Annotated in this window: 15 protein-coding genes; all 15 read right to left on the bottom strand. The window is 50.8% G+C overall.

Translation table 11 applies throughout. The annotated features are described in order from the left end of the window. Nucleotides 1-236: 236 nt before the first annotated feature. Nucleotides 237-1,514 carry an OmpA family protein gene (locus WMO46_RS15235; RefSeq protein WP_349094629.1) on the bottom strand — a complete coding sequence of 426 codons (1,278 nt, stop codon included), beginning with the start codon at nt 1,512-1,514 and terminating at the stop codon, nt 237-239. A gap of 75 nt (nt 1,515-1,589) precedes the next feature. After that, the gene (locus WMO46_RS15230) at nt 1,590-3,395 is read right to left on the bottom strand and encodes a coiled-coil domain-containing protein (protein WP_349094628.1); all 1,806 of its coding nucleotides are present in this window, start codon (nt 3,393-3,395) and stop codon (nt 1,590-1,592) included. 275 nt (nt 3,396-3,670) lie between these two features. Then, on the bottom strand, nt 3,671-3,850 hold the full coding sequence (locus WMO46_RS15225; protein ID WP_147620003.1) for a histone H1: 180 nt from the start codon (nt 3,848-3,850) through the stop codon (nt 3,671-3,673). A 53-nt stretch (nt 3,851-3,903) separates the two neighbouring features. Next, entirely contained in the window at nt 3,904-4,440 is a 537-nt protein-coding gene (locus tag WMO46_RS15220; protein WP_349094627.1) for a hypothetical protein, read from the bottom strand. A gap of 298 nt (nt 4,441-4,738) precedes the next feature. Next, nucleotides 4,739-7,408, bottom strand: coding sequence for a hybrid sensor histidine kinase/response regulator transcription factor (locus WMO46_RS15215; RefSeq protein ID WP_302590106.1), 2,670 nt, complete (start codon nt 7,406-7,408; stop codon nt 4,739-4,741). A gap of 252 nt (nt 7,409-7,660) precedes the next feature. Beyond that, nucleotides 7,661-9,235, bottom strand: coding sequence for a tetratricopeptide repeat protein (locus WMO46_RS15210; protein WP_019149549.1), 1,575 nt, complete (start codon nt 9,233-9,235; stop codon nt 7,661-7,663). Nucleotides 9,236-9,274: 39 nt separating this feature from the next. Beyond that, nucleotides 9,275-10,042 (bottom strand): hypothetical protein, encoded by a 768-nt coding sequence (locus tag WMO46_RS15205; RefSeq protein ID WP_349094626.1) that lies wholly within the window; start codon nt 10,040-10,042, stop codon nt 9,275-9,277. Between the two features lie 18 nt (nt 10,043-10,060). Continuing rightward, nucleotides 10,061-11,137: a relaxase/mobilization nuclease domain-containing protein gene (locus WMO46_RS15200; protein ID WP_349094625.1), complete on the bottom strand. Its 1,077-nt coding sequence runs from the start codon at nt 11,135-11,137 to the stop codon at nt 10,061-10,063. Further along, nucleotides 11,127-11,495 (bottom strand): MobC family plasmid mobilization relaxosome protein, encoded by a 369-nt coding sequence (locus tag WMO46_RS15195; protein WP_349094624.1) that lies wholly within the window; start codon nt 11,493-11,495, stop codon nt 11,127-11,129. Before WMO46_RS15195 ends, WMO46_RS15200 begins: the two co-directional genes overlap by 11 nt. 114 nt (nt 11,496-11,609) lie before the next feature. After that, on the bottom strand, nt 11,610-12,632 hold the full coding sequence (locus tag WMO46_RS15190) for a toprim domain-containing protein (protein ID WP_349094623.1): 1,023 nt from the start codon (nt 12,630-12,632) through the stop codon (nt 11,610-11,612). A gap of 229 nt (nt 12,633-12,861) precedes the next feature. After that, nucleotides 12,862-14,070, bottom strand: coding sequence for a virulence-associated E family protein (locus WMO46_RS15185; protein ID WP_349094622.1), 1,209 nt, complete (start codon nt 14,068-14,070; stop codon nt 12,862-12,864). Continuing rightward, entirely contained in the window at nt 14,060-14,371 is a 312-nt protein-coding gene (locus WMO46_RS15180; RefSeq protein ID WP_087401066.1) for a helix-turn-helix transcriptional regulator, read from the bottom strand. Before WMO46_RS15180 ends, WMO46_RS15185 begins: the two co-directional genes overlap by 11 nt. Nucleotides 14,372-14,526: 155 nt before the next feature. Beyond that, complete coding sequence (locus WMO46_RS15175; RefSeq protein WP_349094621.1) at nt 14,527-15,456, bottom strand: DUF6043 family protein; 930 nt, start codon at nt 15,454-15,456, stop codon at nt 14,527-14,529. Nucleotides 15,457-15,460: 4 nt separating this feature from the next. After that, nucleotides 15,461-16,474 carry a PDDEXK nuclease domain-containing protein gene (locus WMO46_RS15170; protein ID WP_278965938.1) on the bottom strand — a complete coding sequence of 338 codons (1,014 nt, stop codon included), beginning with the start codon at nt 16,472-16,474 and terminating at the stop codon, nt 15,461-15,463. A 49-nt stretch (nt 16,475-16,523) separates the two neighbouring features. Beyond that, entirely contained in the window at nt 16,524-17,873 is a 1,350-nt protein-coding gene (locus WMO46_RS15165) for a site-specific integrase (protein WP_349094630.1), read from the bottom strand. Between the last annotated feature and the right edge of the window lie 214 nt (nt 17,874-18,087).

Here is an 18,087-nt window from a genome sequence, read left to right as displayed (position 1 = left end):
CCCGGCTCCGGGTACAGGAAAAACTGCCTAATTCATTGATTTCAATGAATTAGGCAGTTTGTAATAGAGGGATTTTCCCCATATATTCCCCACGCGTGAGGGTGATGTTAAAAAATCACTTGCTCCGAGATAGCAGGAGCAAGTGATTTCTCGTTTATGAATACTGATTATTTTCGGAAGCCATACATTTTCATACACTTCCGCATTTTACGATGATTTCAGAGCAATAGTCTTGTTTATCGTAAAACTTCCACGCGTCGGGCCTTGAGCGAATAGGCTTCGCCGCCAGAGAGAGACGAATCAATGCCCATCCCCTTAACCGTCTTGATACGTTCGGGAGCGATTCCCTTGTCGATCAGGTAGTCGCGCAGGGCTTCAGCGCGCTGCTGGGTCAGTCGCTTGTTGATCTGCTCTGTACCGCTGTGGTCGGCATATCCATAGATGCGCACCGGGGTGTCGGGAACTTCGTTCAGCAGGCGGACCATGGCGTCGAGTTCTTCGGCGTAGGTCTTCGTGTCGATTTCGGCGCTGCCGCGAACGAAATGGATAGTCGGCATATAGTACCATACGGCCTTTTCCACCGGCGTTTCTACGGTGCGTTCCTGCATCACCACGTGTGGCTCCATCTTCACCACGACCGTGTCAATGATGCGTCCGCGGTCTTTCGGGGGAGCGGCATAGCGAGGTGCGTACATCAGGTGATCCTTCTTCTTGTGGCGTGCGCCGATCTTCCACACTACACCTACCGAGAAATGCATCATGAAATTTTGATTGTCGCGAGGACGATAGGTGGCGATGCCGTCAAATACGTTCTGGTGTATCCAGTTGATGCCGTAACGGGCTTGCATGTCAATAGCACGACCTGTTTTCCAACGCAGCATGGCTTCACCTCCAAGGCTGACTGTCAGCGGATTGAAGTGCTCCACGGCGAAATGGTGGCCTCCGTTCCGGGTGAATATGTCGGGGTAGAATTTCTGGAAGTAGATTCCCGGGCTTACGGATACAGTCCATCGGCGTTTTCCAACGGGTACGGGCCGAATCAGGTTGTTGAGATTGATGTCGGCATGGAGTGTGAAGTTGATGCTCCGCACTTTGCTGTAAAGGTCCTTGTATTGCATGCTTCCGGACAGCGGTGACGGGCGGTAATCTCCCCAGCCGTAGGGATCGAGCCAATAATCCTGTTCGAAATCCTTGGCTCCGGTTTTGCCCTGAGCATAGCCTAAATTGGCGCGCAGGCCGATTACCGGCGTGAACTGGTAGCCTCCTTGCAGATCGGCCATGATACCCCAGTAGAGTTTGTCATAGGAGTTGCTCTGGAAATCTCCTGCGAAGAACGGCAGTCCGATGTTTGCACCGAAACTCCATCTCGCATATTGGTTGTAGTGCTCCCATCGTGTCGGTTGCTGTTCCGTGCTCTTTCTGGTCGGAAGCTCCTCGGCCCGGATATTTCCGCCCCAGAACGTCACGGTGCACAACATGGCAGATAGGAACATCCGTGCGATCAGTTTACTCATTGTTCCTTGTTTTTAACGTTAGAAAAAGTGCGGGGAGTTGTGTGGGTATCTCTCCCCGCACATCATCGTTTTTTGCTAGTTGTTGACGATTACGACGTCGGCGAAGTCGGTCATGGCCGAATTGCCCTTGGCGTCCGAAATCTTCACGGCCAACTGCACTTTGATCGGCGTGGGAGTAGTTGCGCTATTATAATTGGTCCAGAGGGTTGCGAGGTCGGTATATTCCATCGCGATTTTCAGTACGTTCGCTACTCCGGGGTCCGAAACGACAGCCGCTCCGAAGGGAGAAGTCACAATGGCGCGGGTATTCACCGAATTGGCGATCACCTCAACCGTATAGCCCTTGGAGGCGTCGAGGATGTCGGCGATGATGTTTGTGTTGGCGCTGGTCATGTAGAGTTGCTCTTCCAGTGCGGCGGAGTCGTATCCCGTGCCACCGGCATTCTTGGTTGCCTGGAGCGTCAGCTTGCCGTCACTGTAGGCGGGAACCCACCGAACGGCCTGGATGCGGTTCTTGATGGCTTCGATGTCGGCCTCCACGGTATCCATGCGGCCTTCGAGTGCCGTGATTTTGCCATCCATGGCGGGAAGGGTAGTGTTGTTGATCGTGTCGATCAATGCTTGCAGAGCCTGGTCGGCAGCCTTATAATCCGATTCGAGTTGTGCGATGGCGGTATCCATAGCAGTCTGGGTTACCTTGTCGGATACTGCATCGGCGATCGCCTGCGTCAATTCGGTCTTCATCGCTTGCATGTCGGCCTTGATCGTGTTGATTTCGACTTTCAGCGTTTCGATTTCCGCCTTATTGGCCGTGATACCGTCCTTATTGGCGTCGATCAGCACTTTCAGGGCAGCCTCTTTGGCGGCAAGATCTATGGTGAGCTGGTTTACGCGTGTGGTTAGGGCGTCCAGCGCGGTCTGCGAGGCGAGGCCTGCGATCTGAGCCGTCAGGTTGGCTACGGCGGTTTCGAGAGTGCCTACCTTGCCGTTCAGCGTAGCGAGTTCGCCGGTCAGCGTGTTGACATCGGCGATTACTGCGGTGAGTTGCGTCGCCATTGCGGCGAGTTTGCCGTCCACCGTCGTTTTATAGTCGTTCCAAGCCGTGGTCATTTCGCTCTTGAAGTCGTCGATGCGTGCGTTGAGTGCATTCTGTGTGTTGGTGATGAGTGCCGTGAGCGAGGTCTCCTGCGTTCCGAGTGCCGTCGTCAGGTCATCGATGCGCTGGCCGAGTGCTACGTCGGCGGCTTCGAATTCCGCTTTGAGGTTGTTACAAAGCGTTTCGAGTGCCGTGATCTTGCCTTCAGCCGTGTTGATGCGGGTCTTCAAAGCTTCCACATCGGCTGCGGTCGCCGTTTGGCTGTTTTTCAGATCCTCCAGTTTCCCTTCGGCCAAAGTTTTCCACGCCTTCAAATCAATGATGGCTTGTTCTGCCGAGGTCAGACGACCATCGAGTGCCGTGATTTTCAATTCGGCATCGTCGATGCGTGCGTTGATAGCCGTAATCTTGTTGTTCACCTCCTGGAAATCGAGCTGAACCGCAGCTTTGAATGTGGTTAGATCGGTTTGCAGGGCCGTGATGTTGTTTTTGGCGGTTTCGAGTGCGGTTTCGAGTGCCGTCAGGCGGGCCTTGGCAGCATCGAATTCGGCCTTCATCTCCTGTTTGATCAGATTATCGGCATTTTTGTAAGCAATCTCCATCTGTTCGATGGTGTTGTTTACCAGCACCTGGTATGCATCGATGGTGGCGCGAAGTTCCTTTTCATTGTTTTCGATCATTTCGCGGTGAATGCGCAGATCATCGTCGTAATCTTTCGTGCACGAGGTGAATCCCATCATACCGCAGAGTGCGATGACGATGGCATAGGAAAATTTTCTTTTCATGATTAAATATGTTTTAAAGGGTTTATAGTGTTTTTATTTTTTTCGTTTATTGATTGTCGGACGACTGGAGGTGAACAAGCTGCGAAGTCGTTGCCAGCATGTCGGTCGGGGTACCTTGTTTGTCGAGATGTGCAAGGGACGTCCCTCTTCCTGTTCGCGGCGTTCAACTTCCTGATAGAAATCAGCCAACATTCGTTGCACTTCCTCACTGGTCATTTTTTTCGGTTTAGGAGGGTCTGTGTTCATGGGGCCTCGGTTTTAGAAATAATCTGGGATTATCCCCTTTTTCCGGAGGCAAGCGAAATTTTGCGAAATTCTTTCAGGATTTTCTCCAGTTCAAGACTCGCCTTGCGGGCGCGCCTGCCGGCGGCTTTGTTTCCGGTGTCGTTTTGTCGTTGTCCGTCAGCGAGCAGAGCCTCGCTCCACTCCCGGATGTTTTGCAGCATCATCTTCATAGGTATTGTGGTTTAGTGGTTGTGTATATTCACGAAGCCGTTGTTTTGGCAATTTACTTGGCATTGGCAAGTGTTACGTCTCCTTTATAATAGAAGTCCAAAGAAGAATGTTTCTGGGAGTCGGTGAACTTACAGCGGATCTCAAATTGAGTGTGGTCCTTATTCAGACTTTTGATATACAGGATGTCGCCTGCCACTCCAAAATTGGGGTCAAAATTGGGGTTATCGCCTCCCCAACCTTCCAATATTGTGATTCCGTTTGTTTGGGCTTCAATATACCAATGCCATCCCTTATAATCCTGAACTGCCAGTAGAGGGTCTACCTTCGTAAGGTCCAGACTCACCCCGTCGTGTTGCATGGAACATTGCAGACACAACTCCATCGTGTTGTCTTCTGCCGGAAGTATATGAATGTCGTAATTACCTTTGTTCAGTTCATCTTTAGTGACAGAGACAGTAAAATTGGAGTAGTTCTTCCCGGAAAATACGAAACGGTTGGTCTCCGGTTCGGGATTGTCGTTGTCTTTCTCGCATGAAGCCAGTGTGCACAAGGCTCCACAAAGAAGTAATAAAGAAAAAAGTTTTTTCATAGGAATTTGAGTTTGGGTTATATAAAATGTGTACCTTTTTTAGTTTCTATTGTTTTTCGTCTTGTTTGCAAAGTTCGCAGAATAGGGCCGTCGGTGTTAATAATCTTGATGTTGATTTTTATACTGGGGGCGCGATTTACTTGGTTGTGATTTGAATTTCCTGCGCACGATTATTTCTAAATTTCTATAAATTAGTGATATGCGTGATTTGTCGGGTGCAAAAAGCATAGGAGGAGTACGAATATGAAAAAGCCGCTCCCCGGGAACGGGAAGCGGCCTGAATTCATCGGTCAAAGGGTTATTTTCGGTTCCGTTTGCGGTATTCCATAGGGGTCATCCCGAAATGTTGCTTGAAAATCCGGTTGAAATAGCTCTGATATTCAAAACCGCAACGGATAACAATATCGCCGATGGCGTTGTCGGATGAGACGAGCAGATTGCGGGCGAATTGCAGCCGTGCTTGTCGGATATATGTTGCTGTATCCATGTCCGTGATGCTTTTGACCTTGCGGTTGAGTTGCGAACGGCTCATGCAGATTTTATTTGCAATGGTCTCGGAGTTGAACGTCGGATCGGCCATCTCTGAGTAGATGATTTGGTGCAGACGTGTCATGAACTCCCGATTCGCTTCGGGTAGCTCTTGAGGGGGCATGTTTCCTACTTGCATCTGCCGTGCATATTTTTCACGCAGGATGCGTCGCTGTTCCAGCAGTTTCCGGATCTGTAACTGAAGTTCTTCTGTATTGAACGGTTTGACCAAATAGGCGTCGGCGCCCGTCGCCAGACCGGCGAGACGATCCGGCTCATCGCTTCGGGCCGAAATAATGATGATGGGGATATGGTTGAGAGTTTCTGAATTTCGGATGGCACGGCATAGTTCATAGCCATCCATCTCGGGCATCATGACGTCGGTGAGGATGAGGTCCGGCATGTAGGCTTCGGCTTTCGCCAGCGCTTCACGGCCGTTACGAGCCAGAAGCAGGTGGTAATCGCTCCTGAGTTCGCTGCTGATGTAGCTGGCAACATCGGAATTGTCCTCCGCGATCAGAATCGTATTCTTCTGTTTATTGTCGGAGTTTGTCACAGAATTGTTTTCCGGTATTTCATCGACGATGGAACCCGATTTTTCAGGGGAATTGTTTCCCGGGATCCATTCGCTTAGAAATTCTTTGCCATGATGCAATGGCAACCGCACGATGAATGACGAGCCTTGTCCCTCGATACTGAATACTTCGATTGTACCTCCCATCGCCTCGGTCATCTGGCGCACCATCGACAGCCCGATGCCCGTGCCGAGATATGCTTCGGGATTGTTCCCTTGGTAAAAAGGTTCGAAAATGTATGGCAGGTCTTCCTGGCTAATTCCCATGCCTGAGTCTGCAATGGTGATGGCGGCCTGTCCTTTGTTTGCTGTGACGGTTATGAGAATTTTGCCGCCTTGAGACGTGAACTTCACCGCATTGATCAGCAGGTTTCGTAGAATTTTCTGCATGTAATCCGGGATGAAATCCATTTTAAGCGAGGACAGAGTCGGTGCAAACTCGATCTCGATGAGTTTCTGTTCTGAACAAATGCGGATATTCTCCAGTATCAGATGCAACAGAGCTATGATATCACCCGTATGCCACTCCGGGGTAGTTATGGCGGAACGTATTTTGGCGATACCCAACAGTTGGTTGATCAGTTCCAGCAAGGTGTTGCTTTGCCTGATGATGACCTGCATATCCTTGTTGCAGGCCTTGTCGCTGCTTGCTGCCATCTGACGTTCGGCCAGGCCGAGGATGACAGTTAACGGTGTGCGGAATTCGTGCGTGATGTTCGTGAAAAAATTTTGCTGCATGGCGGCCATACGCCGTGTGGTCTGTTGTGAACGGATCTTCATGCGCAGGGCGTAGACCAGAACTCCGAGTATCATGAACGTCAGCAATATGACAATACCCGATGTAATGGTTACTTGTCGTCTGCTGCGTATTTGTCGTTCGTTCTGTTCATTCAATTCGGCGATTTCGCGTGCTTTCTTATCGCGCTCGTAACGTATTTGGGTTTCATAAACCATGCTTTCGTTTTGGTCTGTCAGTAGACTGTCGCGGTATTGATGGCTGAGTTTGAGTTCATGCAGTGCATTGCGGCATATCCCTAATCGTTCGTAATATTCTGAGCGAAGCAGATGGAGTTCTTCCAAATGGCCGAATGAGTGTATTTCACGTGCTGTGATCAATGCTTCGTCGAGAATTTTTTTTGCCTTAGGAAGATTCCCGCGTCGAAAATGGAGGCTGGCCAGGGCTGTACACGATTTGAGCAAATTCCATTTGTCGGGAATTGCTTTCAGCAGCCGGTAAGAGATGTTGTATTCGCCGAATGCCTGTTCATAGTCGCCACGGCACTCGTGAATCTGACCGAAATGAGTGTGGCATAATGCGATGCCGAGTTTAGATCGTGCCCGTTCATTGTGCTCGAGAGAGCGGGTGAAGCATAGGTAGGCAGAGTCGTATTGTTGACGGTATTTATAGATGCTACCTAAATTGGCCCAGTTGATCGCCTGCCCTAATTCATTACCCATTTCGGTCTCGATCTTCAGTGCCCGACGGAAATAATGTTCGGCTTCATTACGGTTGTCGAGTGCTTTATAAATGTTGCCGAGACCATTCAATGCATAGACATAATTCTTGCGGTTTTGGCGCGGTTCGTTGCCAGTATATTGTTCGGCTATATGTAAGGCCAGATAATGGGAATCTGCTGCTTCGGAGAGCATTCCCATTCGTCGCAGATCTGTACCGATATTGTTGTAGGCATCAGCAATCTCGAGCGTGTCGGCCAGTTCTATTGCCAATCTTAAGCCTCGGTTATGAATGGCTAATGCTTCGGAGAAACGTGATTTTTCGCGGTAGCGTTTCCCCAGTTCCCGGCATACGAAAATAAGTCCGATATGGTTTTGTTCGCGGGAGAACTTTTCCAGCCATATTTCCATTGAATCAAGGTTGCGATTGGCGCGCACGAGGCTGTCTATGCATGCGCGTTCTGCGAAAGATTGTGCTGGGGAGGAATGATTGGTACAAGAAACTTGAATTATGCCAAGAAACAGTAGGACGAATATCGTTTTACGTGAAACTCGGGGTAAGGAAAACATAATAGGAAGGGGTTATTTTTCACATTTACAAATATAGCGATTCCCCCCCCTGACAAAAAATGTAAATTGAAAATCGACTGTATCTACGAGAAATTACGTATCTGTTGGTGTCTTTGAACTTTGATTTGTGTCGATTAACCCGACTTGCATGGCATAACGCATTAGTTCGACCGTATTGTTAATACCCGTTTTACGGAAGATATTGGTTTTGTGCGTGTCGACCGTACGCTGGGATATGCCGAGCCGGTCTGCGATTTCTTTTGTTTGTAAACCTTCGCAACATAAGTGAATGATTGTTCGTTCACGCGGGGTGAAATGTATTTGTGGTACAGTTATCTCTTTTGCGATAGTTTCGATTTCGTTATGGATTGCGCTGTTGGAGTGCAGCGGCAATAATGCAAGCAGTCGTTCTTTTAACTTGAGAGTTTGTTGGAGCATGGCATTGTGGCGTTGGCGGAGGACCAATAATCGCCCGATGACGGTTAATGCTATAATACAAAGAATAATGATTATGATTAGGACGATTAGCATGTTTTTTCTGTGCTGGATTTCATTTTGTTGTATGGCGATGCGGTGCTCCTTTTCTGCCAATTCGTATTTTGCCTGGAAATTGCTGAGTTGCCGGGCTGTCTGTTCGGAAAAGATTGTATCGGCCAGTGTCGTATAGAGCTCCAGATGCCGCAATGCCGCAGAGCGGTCGGTTGTGCGCAAAGCGCGCCATAGGCCGTACTGCGCTTTACTTTCGATGAAGCGGTTGCCGTTTTGCGCACAGAGACGAACGCTGCGGTGGAAATAATCTGCGGCTTCGGCATTGCGGCCTTTGTGCAGAGCGATGTTCCCGAGCTGGTTGCAACAGACCGCTTGAGAGTGGATATTCCCATTTCGTTCGAATACGGACACTGCTTCTTGTAGAAGTTCCTGAGCTTCATCGTCGCGTTGTAGTGCTGATAAAACGGCGGCCAGTTGTGACTGACGAATTGCCGTCTTTATTTGGCGCCCTCCTGCACGGTCGAGAGCGAGCGCTTCGGTGGCGTAGGGTAAGGCCTCCTTTGGACGTTGGGATTTCAGAAGAATGTCCGATGCCATGCCCAGACGAATAGCAAGTATTGCCGGCCTGTTGAGCGTTCGTTCTATGGCGATGGCTTCGAGTATATACTTTTCGGCTGTTTTGGGTTGTTCGGTCGCCAGATAGAGGGCTGCCAGGTTATTGAGTGAAGAACTCAGCCGTTCCGCATCGCCTAAACGTTTGTCAATCCAGTAACAAGCCTCCTGCCAAGGCAGGGCCCGCCCGAAATCGCCTCGTCGCTGAAGACTGGCGCTTAATAGGTTTAAGCAATCTGATAAAAGAATATCATCGCCCGATTCACGGCAGAGTGGCAGCGCTTCCTCGGCCCAGATTGTAGCCGCTTTATAGTCCTCGGTGTCGAAAGCGTATTCTGCCATCCAATACGTTATAAGTGCCTCTATTTCCCGATGCCGGTTCCGGGCGGAGAATTGATAAAGTGAGTCGGTCAGGCCGAGGTTGTAAAATTCCTCGAAAAGTTGGTTGGCAGTAGCAGTCCGTTCGGAACCGTTCGTGTGACGGAAAACGGAATAAAGGGAATCGATCGTTTGTGCCGAAAGCGTCGAAACGTACAATAGAAAGTAAATTGTATATAAATATTTCATATTTAATATAAAACAATGACAAATATACAATAAAGATGATTATTGTTTTAATTTAATAGCCTCTTCGAGCAGTTTTTGGGCTTTGCGCTCCTTAACGGTCGCCCGCTCTAATTGCTTGGCCCGCCGCCTTACGGCTTCCTCGTACCGCTCGACTTGGTTTCGGACAGTATCGCGTATGGCCGTGTGCTGCTCATCCCAAAATATGGTTTCCAACTCCGTCAGCTCCTTTTCGCCGATTTTCCCGCGCATCTTCACATAGCGGTATTTCAGGTCGTTCACGGCCAACCGCCGATTGTTCTCCGAGATTCGGTAGATGAATGCAGCTTGCAGGAAAATACCTCCCAGCATAATGAACATTGTCAGAAATGTTTTTGAGGATTTAAGATCGAGCGTATAGGTATGGCGGTGTTCCTGTACGGGCAGGGTGTCGGGTTTTGCCAATGCTTCGACGACCTGCCCTACCTGCTCGATCAATGTATGTGTCTGCCTGTTCTCCTTGTCGATCACCTCCAGTCTCCCTGCCAACTGCGCCAGCAGTGTGTTGTATCTGTCGGCAAATTCCCGCTCCTGCTCGGTTTTTACTCCCGGCAAGGCCGTATGCCGTTGCAGATGTTCGAGCATCTGTGCGACCTGCCCCTGCGAGAGCTCTGCGGCCTCTATCAGCCGTTCGATCCGTTCCAGTTGGACATTATCCAAACCTGCGTTTCCTGCGCCGCTTGCCTTGGCGTTTTTGATGGTTTTGACAAGCGTTTCCTTGAGGTCTTCATACATCTCGATCGAGAGGTCGATCTTATTTTCGTTGTTCATGGTTTTCCGGTTTTAAGGTTATATTTTCATTTTGGCTCTTCTTTTCTGTTCTTCGAACCTGCGGCGACGTTCCATCGCGGCGATGGCCATCGCCTCGGCCGCGGCGTTGAGCAGCGCCGTGATTCGTGCGATATGCTCTTCGGGACTTTCTCCCGGCTTGCGCTGCAACTGCTCGGCCGACACTCCGCCGGGCGAATTGGCCGGCGGCAGCTGAATACCCCCAGCCTTTCCAAGGTTGACCGATAGTGGCTCTTCGCGCGTACTGCCGCCACTTCTGCCCATGTTGCCGAACAACCCTGCAAATGCCGAACGGTAATTGCCTGCCGCCGCCGAGAGGTTCCCGAAGAGCGTGGCCCGGTGTTGGGTCTGCTGTTGAATATGGTTGAACCGGTTGTCGAGTTTCGTAAAGTTGAAAGCCCGGTCGATCTTCGAGCCGGAGAACTCGAAGCCGTTTTTCGAGAACAAAACCCCTTGTTTGCGGTCGGTCGAACCGCAATACTTGTATCGCACGCTGATGCCCTGTTCTTTTAATTTACCTTCCAACTCGTTCCAGTTCTTGCACTTGGGAAGACTGCCTTTGATTGCATCGTAGATTTCGTATTTGGTCTTGTCGGGTTCGCGCAGCCGCTCCCGCCGCACGTCGTCCTTTCCCGACGCGAGATACAATCCGTACTTCTCGGTCAGCTCCCGGCATACCTTGGCATTCCGGATCTTGATGTTTTTGTCCGAAATGGTCTGCCCGTTATTTCCGACCCGGTTGTAGACCAAATGGCAGTGCGGATGGGGCTGGTCGAGGTGGCGCACCAATAGATACTGCGTATCGGTGATGCCCATCTTTTGCATATACTCCTTTGCGATCTGCGTCATCAGGGCGTCGGTCATCCGCGGGGCGTCTTTGGGTGAGAAAGACAAGGAGATATGCCCGACAGTGTTTTTCAGCCGTGGGTTCAATAGAGTCTGGTCTTTGAAGTCCTGCACCATGTCCTTCACTTCCGGAGGCATGACGCCCTCGGCTTCCAAGATCCGGGATTCTTCTTTCATCACATAACCCACCGTCCCCGAAAAAGACGATCCCGATATTACCTTACCGACCATCGCATATCTGTTTCAGGAGTTTTTCGATGGCCGTAACGATCGCCGCATGCCGGGCTTTGACAACCGCCAAACCTTTGGCGTTGGCCAGCCGGGTCAGCTGGTTCAAGTTCCGGGCGATGCCTTTGAGCTGGGCCATGAAGTCCAGTTGTTCGCGGGTGATCCGTGCCCTAACCGTTCCGCGGTCGATCAGCTGGCGCAGGACTTCGGCGGGCGGTTGCCCGGCCTCGCGGCAGAGGGCCGAGAAGCGGAGTTTCCGCTCGGGGCTGAGCCGCGTGCTGACGACGTATTTACGGATGCGGCCGATGCCGACTTTCGGGCGCCCGCCTTGTTTGCTGTATGTTTTCTTCGGTGTTTCCATGACAGGTTGTTTCGATAGATTGTTCATGCTGTATATTGTTCAGACCAGCGGGATCTTACGCCGACCAGCGGGGAAGGCGGAGTTTTCGTCTACGAAAACACAACCTTGCCTTTCTTAAATCTTTACCCCTTTCCGACGCGGTGGTTCAATTTCCGCCGTTTCCGCTTTCAGGGCTTGCTGATTATTCCGAAGAGTCTGAACGGCCTTTGTTTCGGGAGCGTTCTTCTGTGTCGAAGGCTTTTGTGTTCGGTCTTTTATGCGGGCGGTCAGATAGTCATTTACGTCCTTGTGCCCGCGGTAAAAATGGCTTTGGTCGATGACCTCGCTGCGGGGGCAAAGACGGATCAGATCGGCAGTTGCCTTGCGTCCTGCCTCGTCATTGTCGAAGAAGGCGTGAATCACCGGATGCCGGGAGATAAACGGAACGGCTTTAGGCAGGTTGACGACCGAGTTCAGAACTGTGGCGTCGATGCGCAGTCGTTCGGGGTGTTTCAGCGAAAGATAAGCGAGGAAATCCATAAATCCCTCGAAGGCGATCACCGTGTCGGACTGGTTGTCGATGGTGGTGATATGTTTGGGCGATGAGCCGCCTTTGAACCGTGCGGATCGGAGCTCCCACCCTCCGGCATCGTTGCGGAACCCGATGGCGAAAAAGGCGCGGCCGTTTACCTCGTAGCGGACTTCGCGGCAGAATGCCGCGGCGACCGACGGGACGATACCGCGTGAGGTGAGATAACCGACCAATGCCGGATGACGAAGCGGAGCATCGGAAAGGATGCGGAGAGCGGGGACGGCGGCCGGCCGCACGACCGACAATGCCCCGCCAACGCCAAGAGGCTCACCAATACCCGGTGAAATAGAAGCAATCCCCGTGTCTCCTTTTTCACCGTTTTGCAGCCGTCGGACCGCTTCGCGGCTGTCGCACCGCTCCAACCGTATTACGAGGGTGCGCAGCGTGCCGCCCTCTCCCGATCCGAAGTCGTACCAGAGATTTCGCACGTAGTCCACCTTGAAGCTCGGCGTGCGCTCTTCCCGTAGAGGGGAAAGATACATGCCGTAGCCGTTGCGTTCGTATTTGGGCTGAATCCCTCGTCGGGCGAGGAACAGCCGGATGCTAATATTTTTCAAATCGTTCATAATTTTTGTTTTTTCGGAGTTTGCCGATTTTACCTTACTACTTACTACATATTTGCAATAACATGATATATAATATGTTATGCGTAGTAGCTAAGCCCATACGATCTTACTACCGTAGTAGGTTCATGTAGTAGCGTAGTAAGATGTAGTAAGAATATTTTTTTGCATGCTACTACATGACAAACTATTCTTTTTCAGTGTTTTATAATTGCATGTAGTAACGTAGTAGCTACAATCCGTAAGAGACGAAAGGATTGGGTGTGATCTTCTCGATGACCCAGCCGTAGACGGGATTTCCGTTGACACGTTTCGAGCGTCGTTCGAACCCGGCCTTGCGCAAGGCTTCGCCCATGCGTTTCTCGGAGAGGTTCAGCGACGAATAGCTGCGCAGGTAGTTCAGAATCTCCACGGTGGTCATAAAGCAATCCGTGACGGCATGTTCCGGAGGTTTCTCGAACCCTTTCAGCAGCATTTCGTATTCGATGGTCTGGACATGGAATGCGGCGTTTCCCCGGTGCAGTTCTTCGATCTCGATGTCGTCGAACCAGTAGCGGAATCCGTTATTCAGGATCGTTCGGGCTTCGGCATATACCCGATCCATATTTACCCATATCGCCCGGTCGATGTCGATGGATAACACCTCGAATGGCAGGAATCGCCGCGAGCCGGTCGGATCGGTCAGAAAGTCGTTCCCGTTTACCGAGGCCATGAAGCTCGCCAAGTGGGGATACTCTTCGATGTAGACGTCGTAGGGCCGCCGGTATTTGACCGAAGGAGCCGTGATGAGGTTCTTCAGCTCGTTTTCATCCCGTTTGTTGAGCGCCTTCAGCTGGTCGTCGATGTTGATGAAGAGGTATTCGGCGACCAGCGTCAGCACGTCCTTGTTCTGCGGGTCGATTTTTCCCGTGAAAAGATAACTGGCGAGTGAGCGGGGACAGAGGTTGTCGAGCCACGTGGTCTTGAACTTTCCCTGCTCGCCGGTCAGTACCAGACAGACGTGGTTCTGACATCCGAGGTCATTCATCGCATTGGCGACCACGCCGACGAGCCATTTGGTCAGGTACTCCGACCAATGCAGGGCGTTGCGCACAGTGACGGTCGCGGCCAGTTCGTCGATGGCCTGCGTTCCCGTTGCCGGCGGCAGTTTATGAAAATACGCTTGCACGGGATTCACACGCTCGGAGAAGTCGCTTTCGAGCATGCTGCGCAGGTTCTCCGCCGAGGTGGAGATGCCGATGGTGCGGTCGAGCTCCCGCCGGAAGGAGTTGAGCCGGTATTTGGTCACGGGGAGGAACTCGCCGTCGCTGCTGCGGAACTCCGCACGGCTTTTGACCGTGTTGTAACGAAAGGCGTAATGCTCCCGCAGGAACTCTTCGATACGCTCGTTCCGGGACTGCTTGCCAGGGACTGCAACGCTGTCTGAAGACTTATTTGCCATCGCGCCCGCCGAGAATCCGTTGAATGTCCGAAGCGCGGTAACGAACCTTGTTACCGACCTTAACGGTTTTCAGATACCCTTTGCGGTTCCAATGCCAGAGCGTCGCATCGCAAACGCCGCATAGCTCTTTGACCTGTTCTTTGGTCAGGTAACGTTCCTTGCGGGCTTCGGCGACTTGTGCAGCCAGCTCTTCTTTGGCGCGGTCGATAAGGCTTTTGGAGAAAGCCAACAGATCCTCGCCGCTTACCTCCAGCCGGATGCTGCCCGGAGCATCCCGGAGGATGGATAACAAATCTTTCATACATTGCTTTCCGCCCGTTGTGAGGCGCAGCCTTCCGGCGGACGGGAAAGCAACGCCGCCGCCCGGAAATCCGAGCGACGGCGCAAATATAATGTTATGATTGAGCGATATTTAAGCGTTTAATTCGCGGCGTGTTAAGACGAATTTAACGAGCCTTATTGCGATAGAAAATCTTTTATTTCCCGGATGATAATGGCCTCGCCGCCCCGACTGCTGACGGCCGATCCGATAAGCAGCGGTTCCGTCAGGCGGCTGTATGCTTCCTGTATGCCCCGCTCGTGGACGATGCGGGTGTCAGAGCCGTATTCCGCTTGCAGGGCATCGCGGAACGGTTTGATGTTGGTTGGAACTACCAGATAGCGCAATTCATCGAGTGCGATCTTCAACCGTGCGATGTCGGTCTGGGTGTGTTTCTTTGTGAGGTATTCGCCGATCTTTCGCCGCAACTCGTCGGGATGCGTGACAGCCGGCGAAAACATGTCCATCAATGATTTGGTCGTACTCGGCCGGCCGGGTTTCCTCTTTTCACTCGCATCTTCAGCCGGAAGAGTGCCCGTAGCCCATTCCAGCACCCGGTCGCTTTCGGCCAGCCGCATCGCTTCGCGGTGGGCATCCCAGTCCTGCTTGGTGCGCAGTTCTAATTTGATGGACCGGGAGATCAGCAGTTTGATCGTGGCACTCATGGTCATCTTCTGCAAGAATCCCAGATCAGACGAACGCCGCAGCTCTTCGCAACGCTCCACCATTCGTTCGAAACTCTTGCCGAAGTAGAGCCAGCAAAGCATCGCCGGGAGAGTGGAATCCTTGCCGGGTTGTTCGCACTCCCGGATGATCTTGCCGGCAAGGTCGTGTTGTTGGGCCGCCTGCTCGATTTCATCGACATGTTCGAACAGTCCTTCGTTGGCTTTGTCAGCCATGAGCTGCCGATACCGGGGGATGAGGGCCATCGCTTGGAATATGACCAACTGGCACCCTGCATAGTCGCGGGCGTTTATCGCCTCTTCGAATGCGGCGTATTCGTCGGGGTGGGTGTCCATCCATTCCCGTAACTTCGCTTTGAAAGCCTCGTATTCCTGCTGGCCCATGATGCTATTGATTGAGTTCCTGCAATTCGATCTTCAGTTGCTCGGCGAGCTGTTTTTCAGAGGGTAGATAGAGTTGGTATTTACTTGCTAAAATCGTATTATTATTTTCTGGCAGGGTGTATTTTACCAATGTGTCGTTTTTATCGGCACATAGCAGAATCCCGATCGTTGGATTTTCGTCGGGCGCTTTTTCGTTGCGGTCGTAGTAATTTACATACATTTGCAACTGCCCGATGTCTTCGTGCGTAATCTTGTGGGTTTTTAATTCGATAACGACGAAACAGCGGAGCAGGCGGTTGTAGAATACCAAATCAGCGAAAAATTCGTCGTCTTCAAGCAAGATTCGCTTTTGGCGGGCTACAAACGAAAAACCGTTGCCCAACTCCAACAGAAATGCTTGAAGATTGGTAATCAACGCGCGCTCCAAATCTTTTTCGTAGTAGGTCGCTTCGGGCCGCAAACCGAGAAATTCCAAAACCATCGGGTCTTTGATGATCTCAGTCGGAGATTCGGGAATGCGTTCCTTACGGGCAACCTCCAGCACTGCTTTCTTGTCGTTGCTCAACAACAGACGTTCATACAGTCCCGAATTGATTTGTCGCTCCAATTCACGCCCTGTCCAGTTGTTGTTTGCTGCCTCCAACTCGTAGTACTCGCGTTTGTCTTTATCATCTATCTGAATCAGAAGGCGATATTGATACCAATTCAATTGCGTCCGCAGTGCGGTCGCAATTGGATAAGTGCGGTAGAACTGCCTTGCTCGTTCTAACTGACGCACGGAAAATCCACTACCGAACTCTTTTTCAATTTCCAATGCAACGTTTTGAAGAAGGTATGCTCCGTATTCCGCTCGGTCTTGGCCTTTTTGTTCTTCGATAAAGATGCGTTCGCCCAATTTCCAATACATTTGTACACGGACGGTATCCACACTACGAATCGCTGATTCTCTGGCAGAAAGAATAATAGTCCGAATATCGGATATAAATTGTTCGGTCAGATTAGCCTTAACTATTTTCATATATCGTCTATTTTGAATTCCGACCGCGCTGCGGACGCAATCATCTCCTTTACGATAACAAATTTACTAATTCTTTTTTCATTTCATCGTCAATGGTGCGATAACGTGCGAAAGCCTTACTGCCTTCCTTATGTCCGCTCAAAGCTCCGACCAAATTGGGGTCTTTGACCTGCTTATACAGATTTCCGACGAATGTCCGGCGGGCCAGATGCGACGAGGCGATCTCGTAAAGCACCCTCTTTTCTTCTTCGCGGGTGGTGGGGTTTATGACCGTAACCAACCGCTTCAATCCGGCGGCTTTGAAAATCCGCTTGATCGCCATATTGTATTTCTGCTCGGAGATGAAGGGCAGCAGCTTGTCGCCGTCCTGACTTTTGTAACGGGCTGTGATCTCTTTGGCTGTCTGATTCAGCGGAACCCGCACGGTCAGCGGCCGCCCTTCCTTGGTCTTGCGCGGTATGTACTCGATGGCTCCGTCGATCAGATTCGATTTCGTCATTTTCAGCAGATCGCCCACCCGGCAGCCGATCAGACATTGAAAAACGAAAATGTCGCGCTGAACGGCCAGTTGCGGATGCCGCTTCAGGTTCGTGCCGTAAATCTTGTGCAACTCTTCGATCGTGATATAATAAGGCGTTCCGTATGTGCATTCCTCCAACGGGAAATCGTCGAACGGTCGGTTGCGGGTCTTTTTGTTGCTGTTGCACCAATAGAAGAAAGTCCGGATGCGCGAGAAACAATCCAATAAAGTATTCTTCCCTCTGGGTTGTGGCGTGCGTGCTTCGGGGATAGCTTCGTAGATTTCCGGGTAAAGAGCGCTGTAGCGGTATTCATTTTCCAGAAAATCCCAAATATCCCGCAAGGTGTCGGCCGTTACTTTGTCGATGTCCAATACGAATGCTTTTTGCCCCCTCTTGGTTGTCCGGATATAAAGTTCATACCGCTGTAATCCTCGTTTGATGACCCGGTAATTCTTTTTGCGGACATCGGAAAGACGATGCTTTTCGAGAAACTCGTCGAACAATGCGATCAATGTCGGTTTGGCCGTTTCTTCCGTGGCCGTTTCGACATTGTACTTTTGTGGATTGTAATATTGTTCCAATGTCTCTTTCAGCCACTCTTTCTGAGGTTCTGCCGTCTGTCGGGACTGATAGGCTCTTTCGAGGTAGGATTTGAGTTTTCGGGCTTCATCGTTGTAATAGGAACGCATTTCGTCGTCGCAAACGATTTTGCTTTTGACCTGTTCGGCTTTGTCATCCCAAAGATTGGGATTGATGGTGAGCCGGGTCGGTGCGACCATATCTACCTGCCTGCCGTCCCGCAGACGCGCGTAAATGGTCGCCTTCGATTCTGTATCATAGCGTTTTACGCTCTTTTTGATGATGAGAGTTATTTTCATAGTACCCAGATTCCGGATTGACAGAGCAAAAATACGAAAAATTCCCCACATTTTCCCCACATCTGCTAAAATATGTTCAATCTGAATTTATCGGGTAAAATGATTGAATGTTTATATGCTATTGATAATAAATAAAATAAATGTAAAATCATCTATTTTAGCTTCTATTTGGGTTTAATAGAATTTAATGTATTCAAATGCGGCTACCGGGTAC

It is taken from the genome of Alistipes intestinihominis (assembly GCF_040095975.1).
In the GTDB taxonomy this organism is placed as follows: domain Bacteria; phylum Bacteroidota; class Bacteroidia; order Bacteroidales; family Rikenellaceae; genus Alistipes; species Alistipes senegalensis.
Note: the sequence above shows the minus strand (reverse complement) of the source record. Positions and strands in the feature narration are given on the sequence as shown.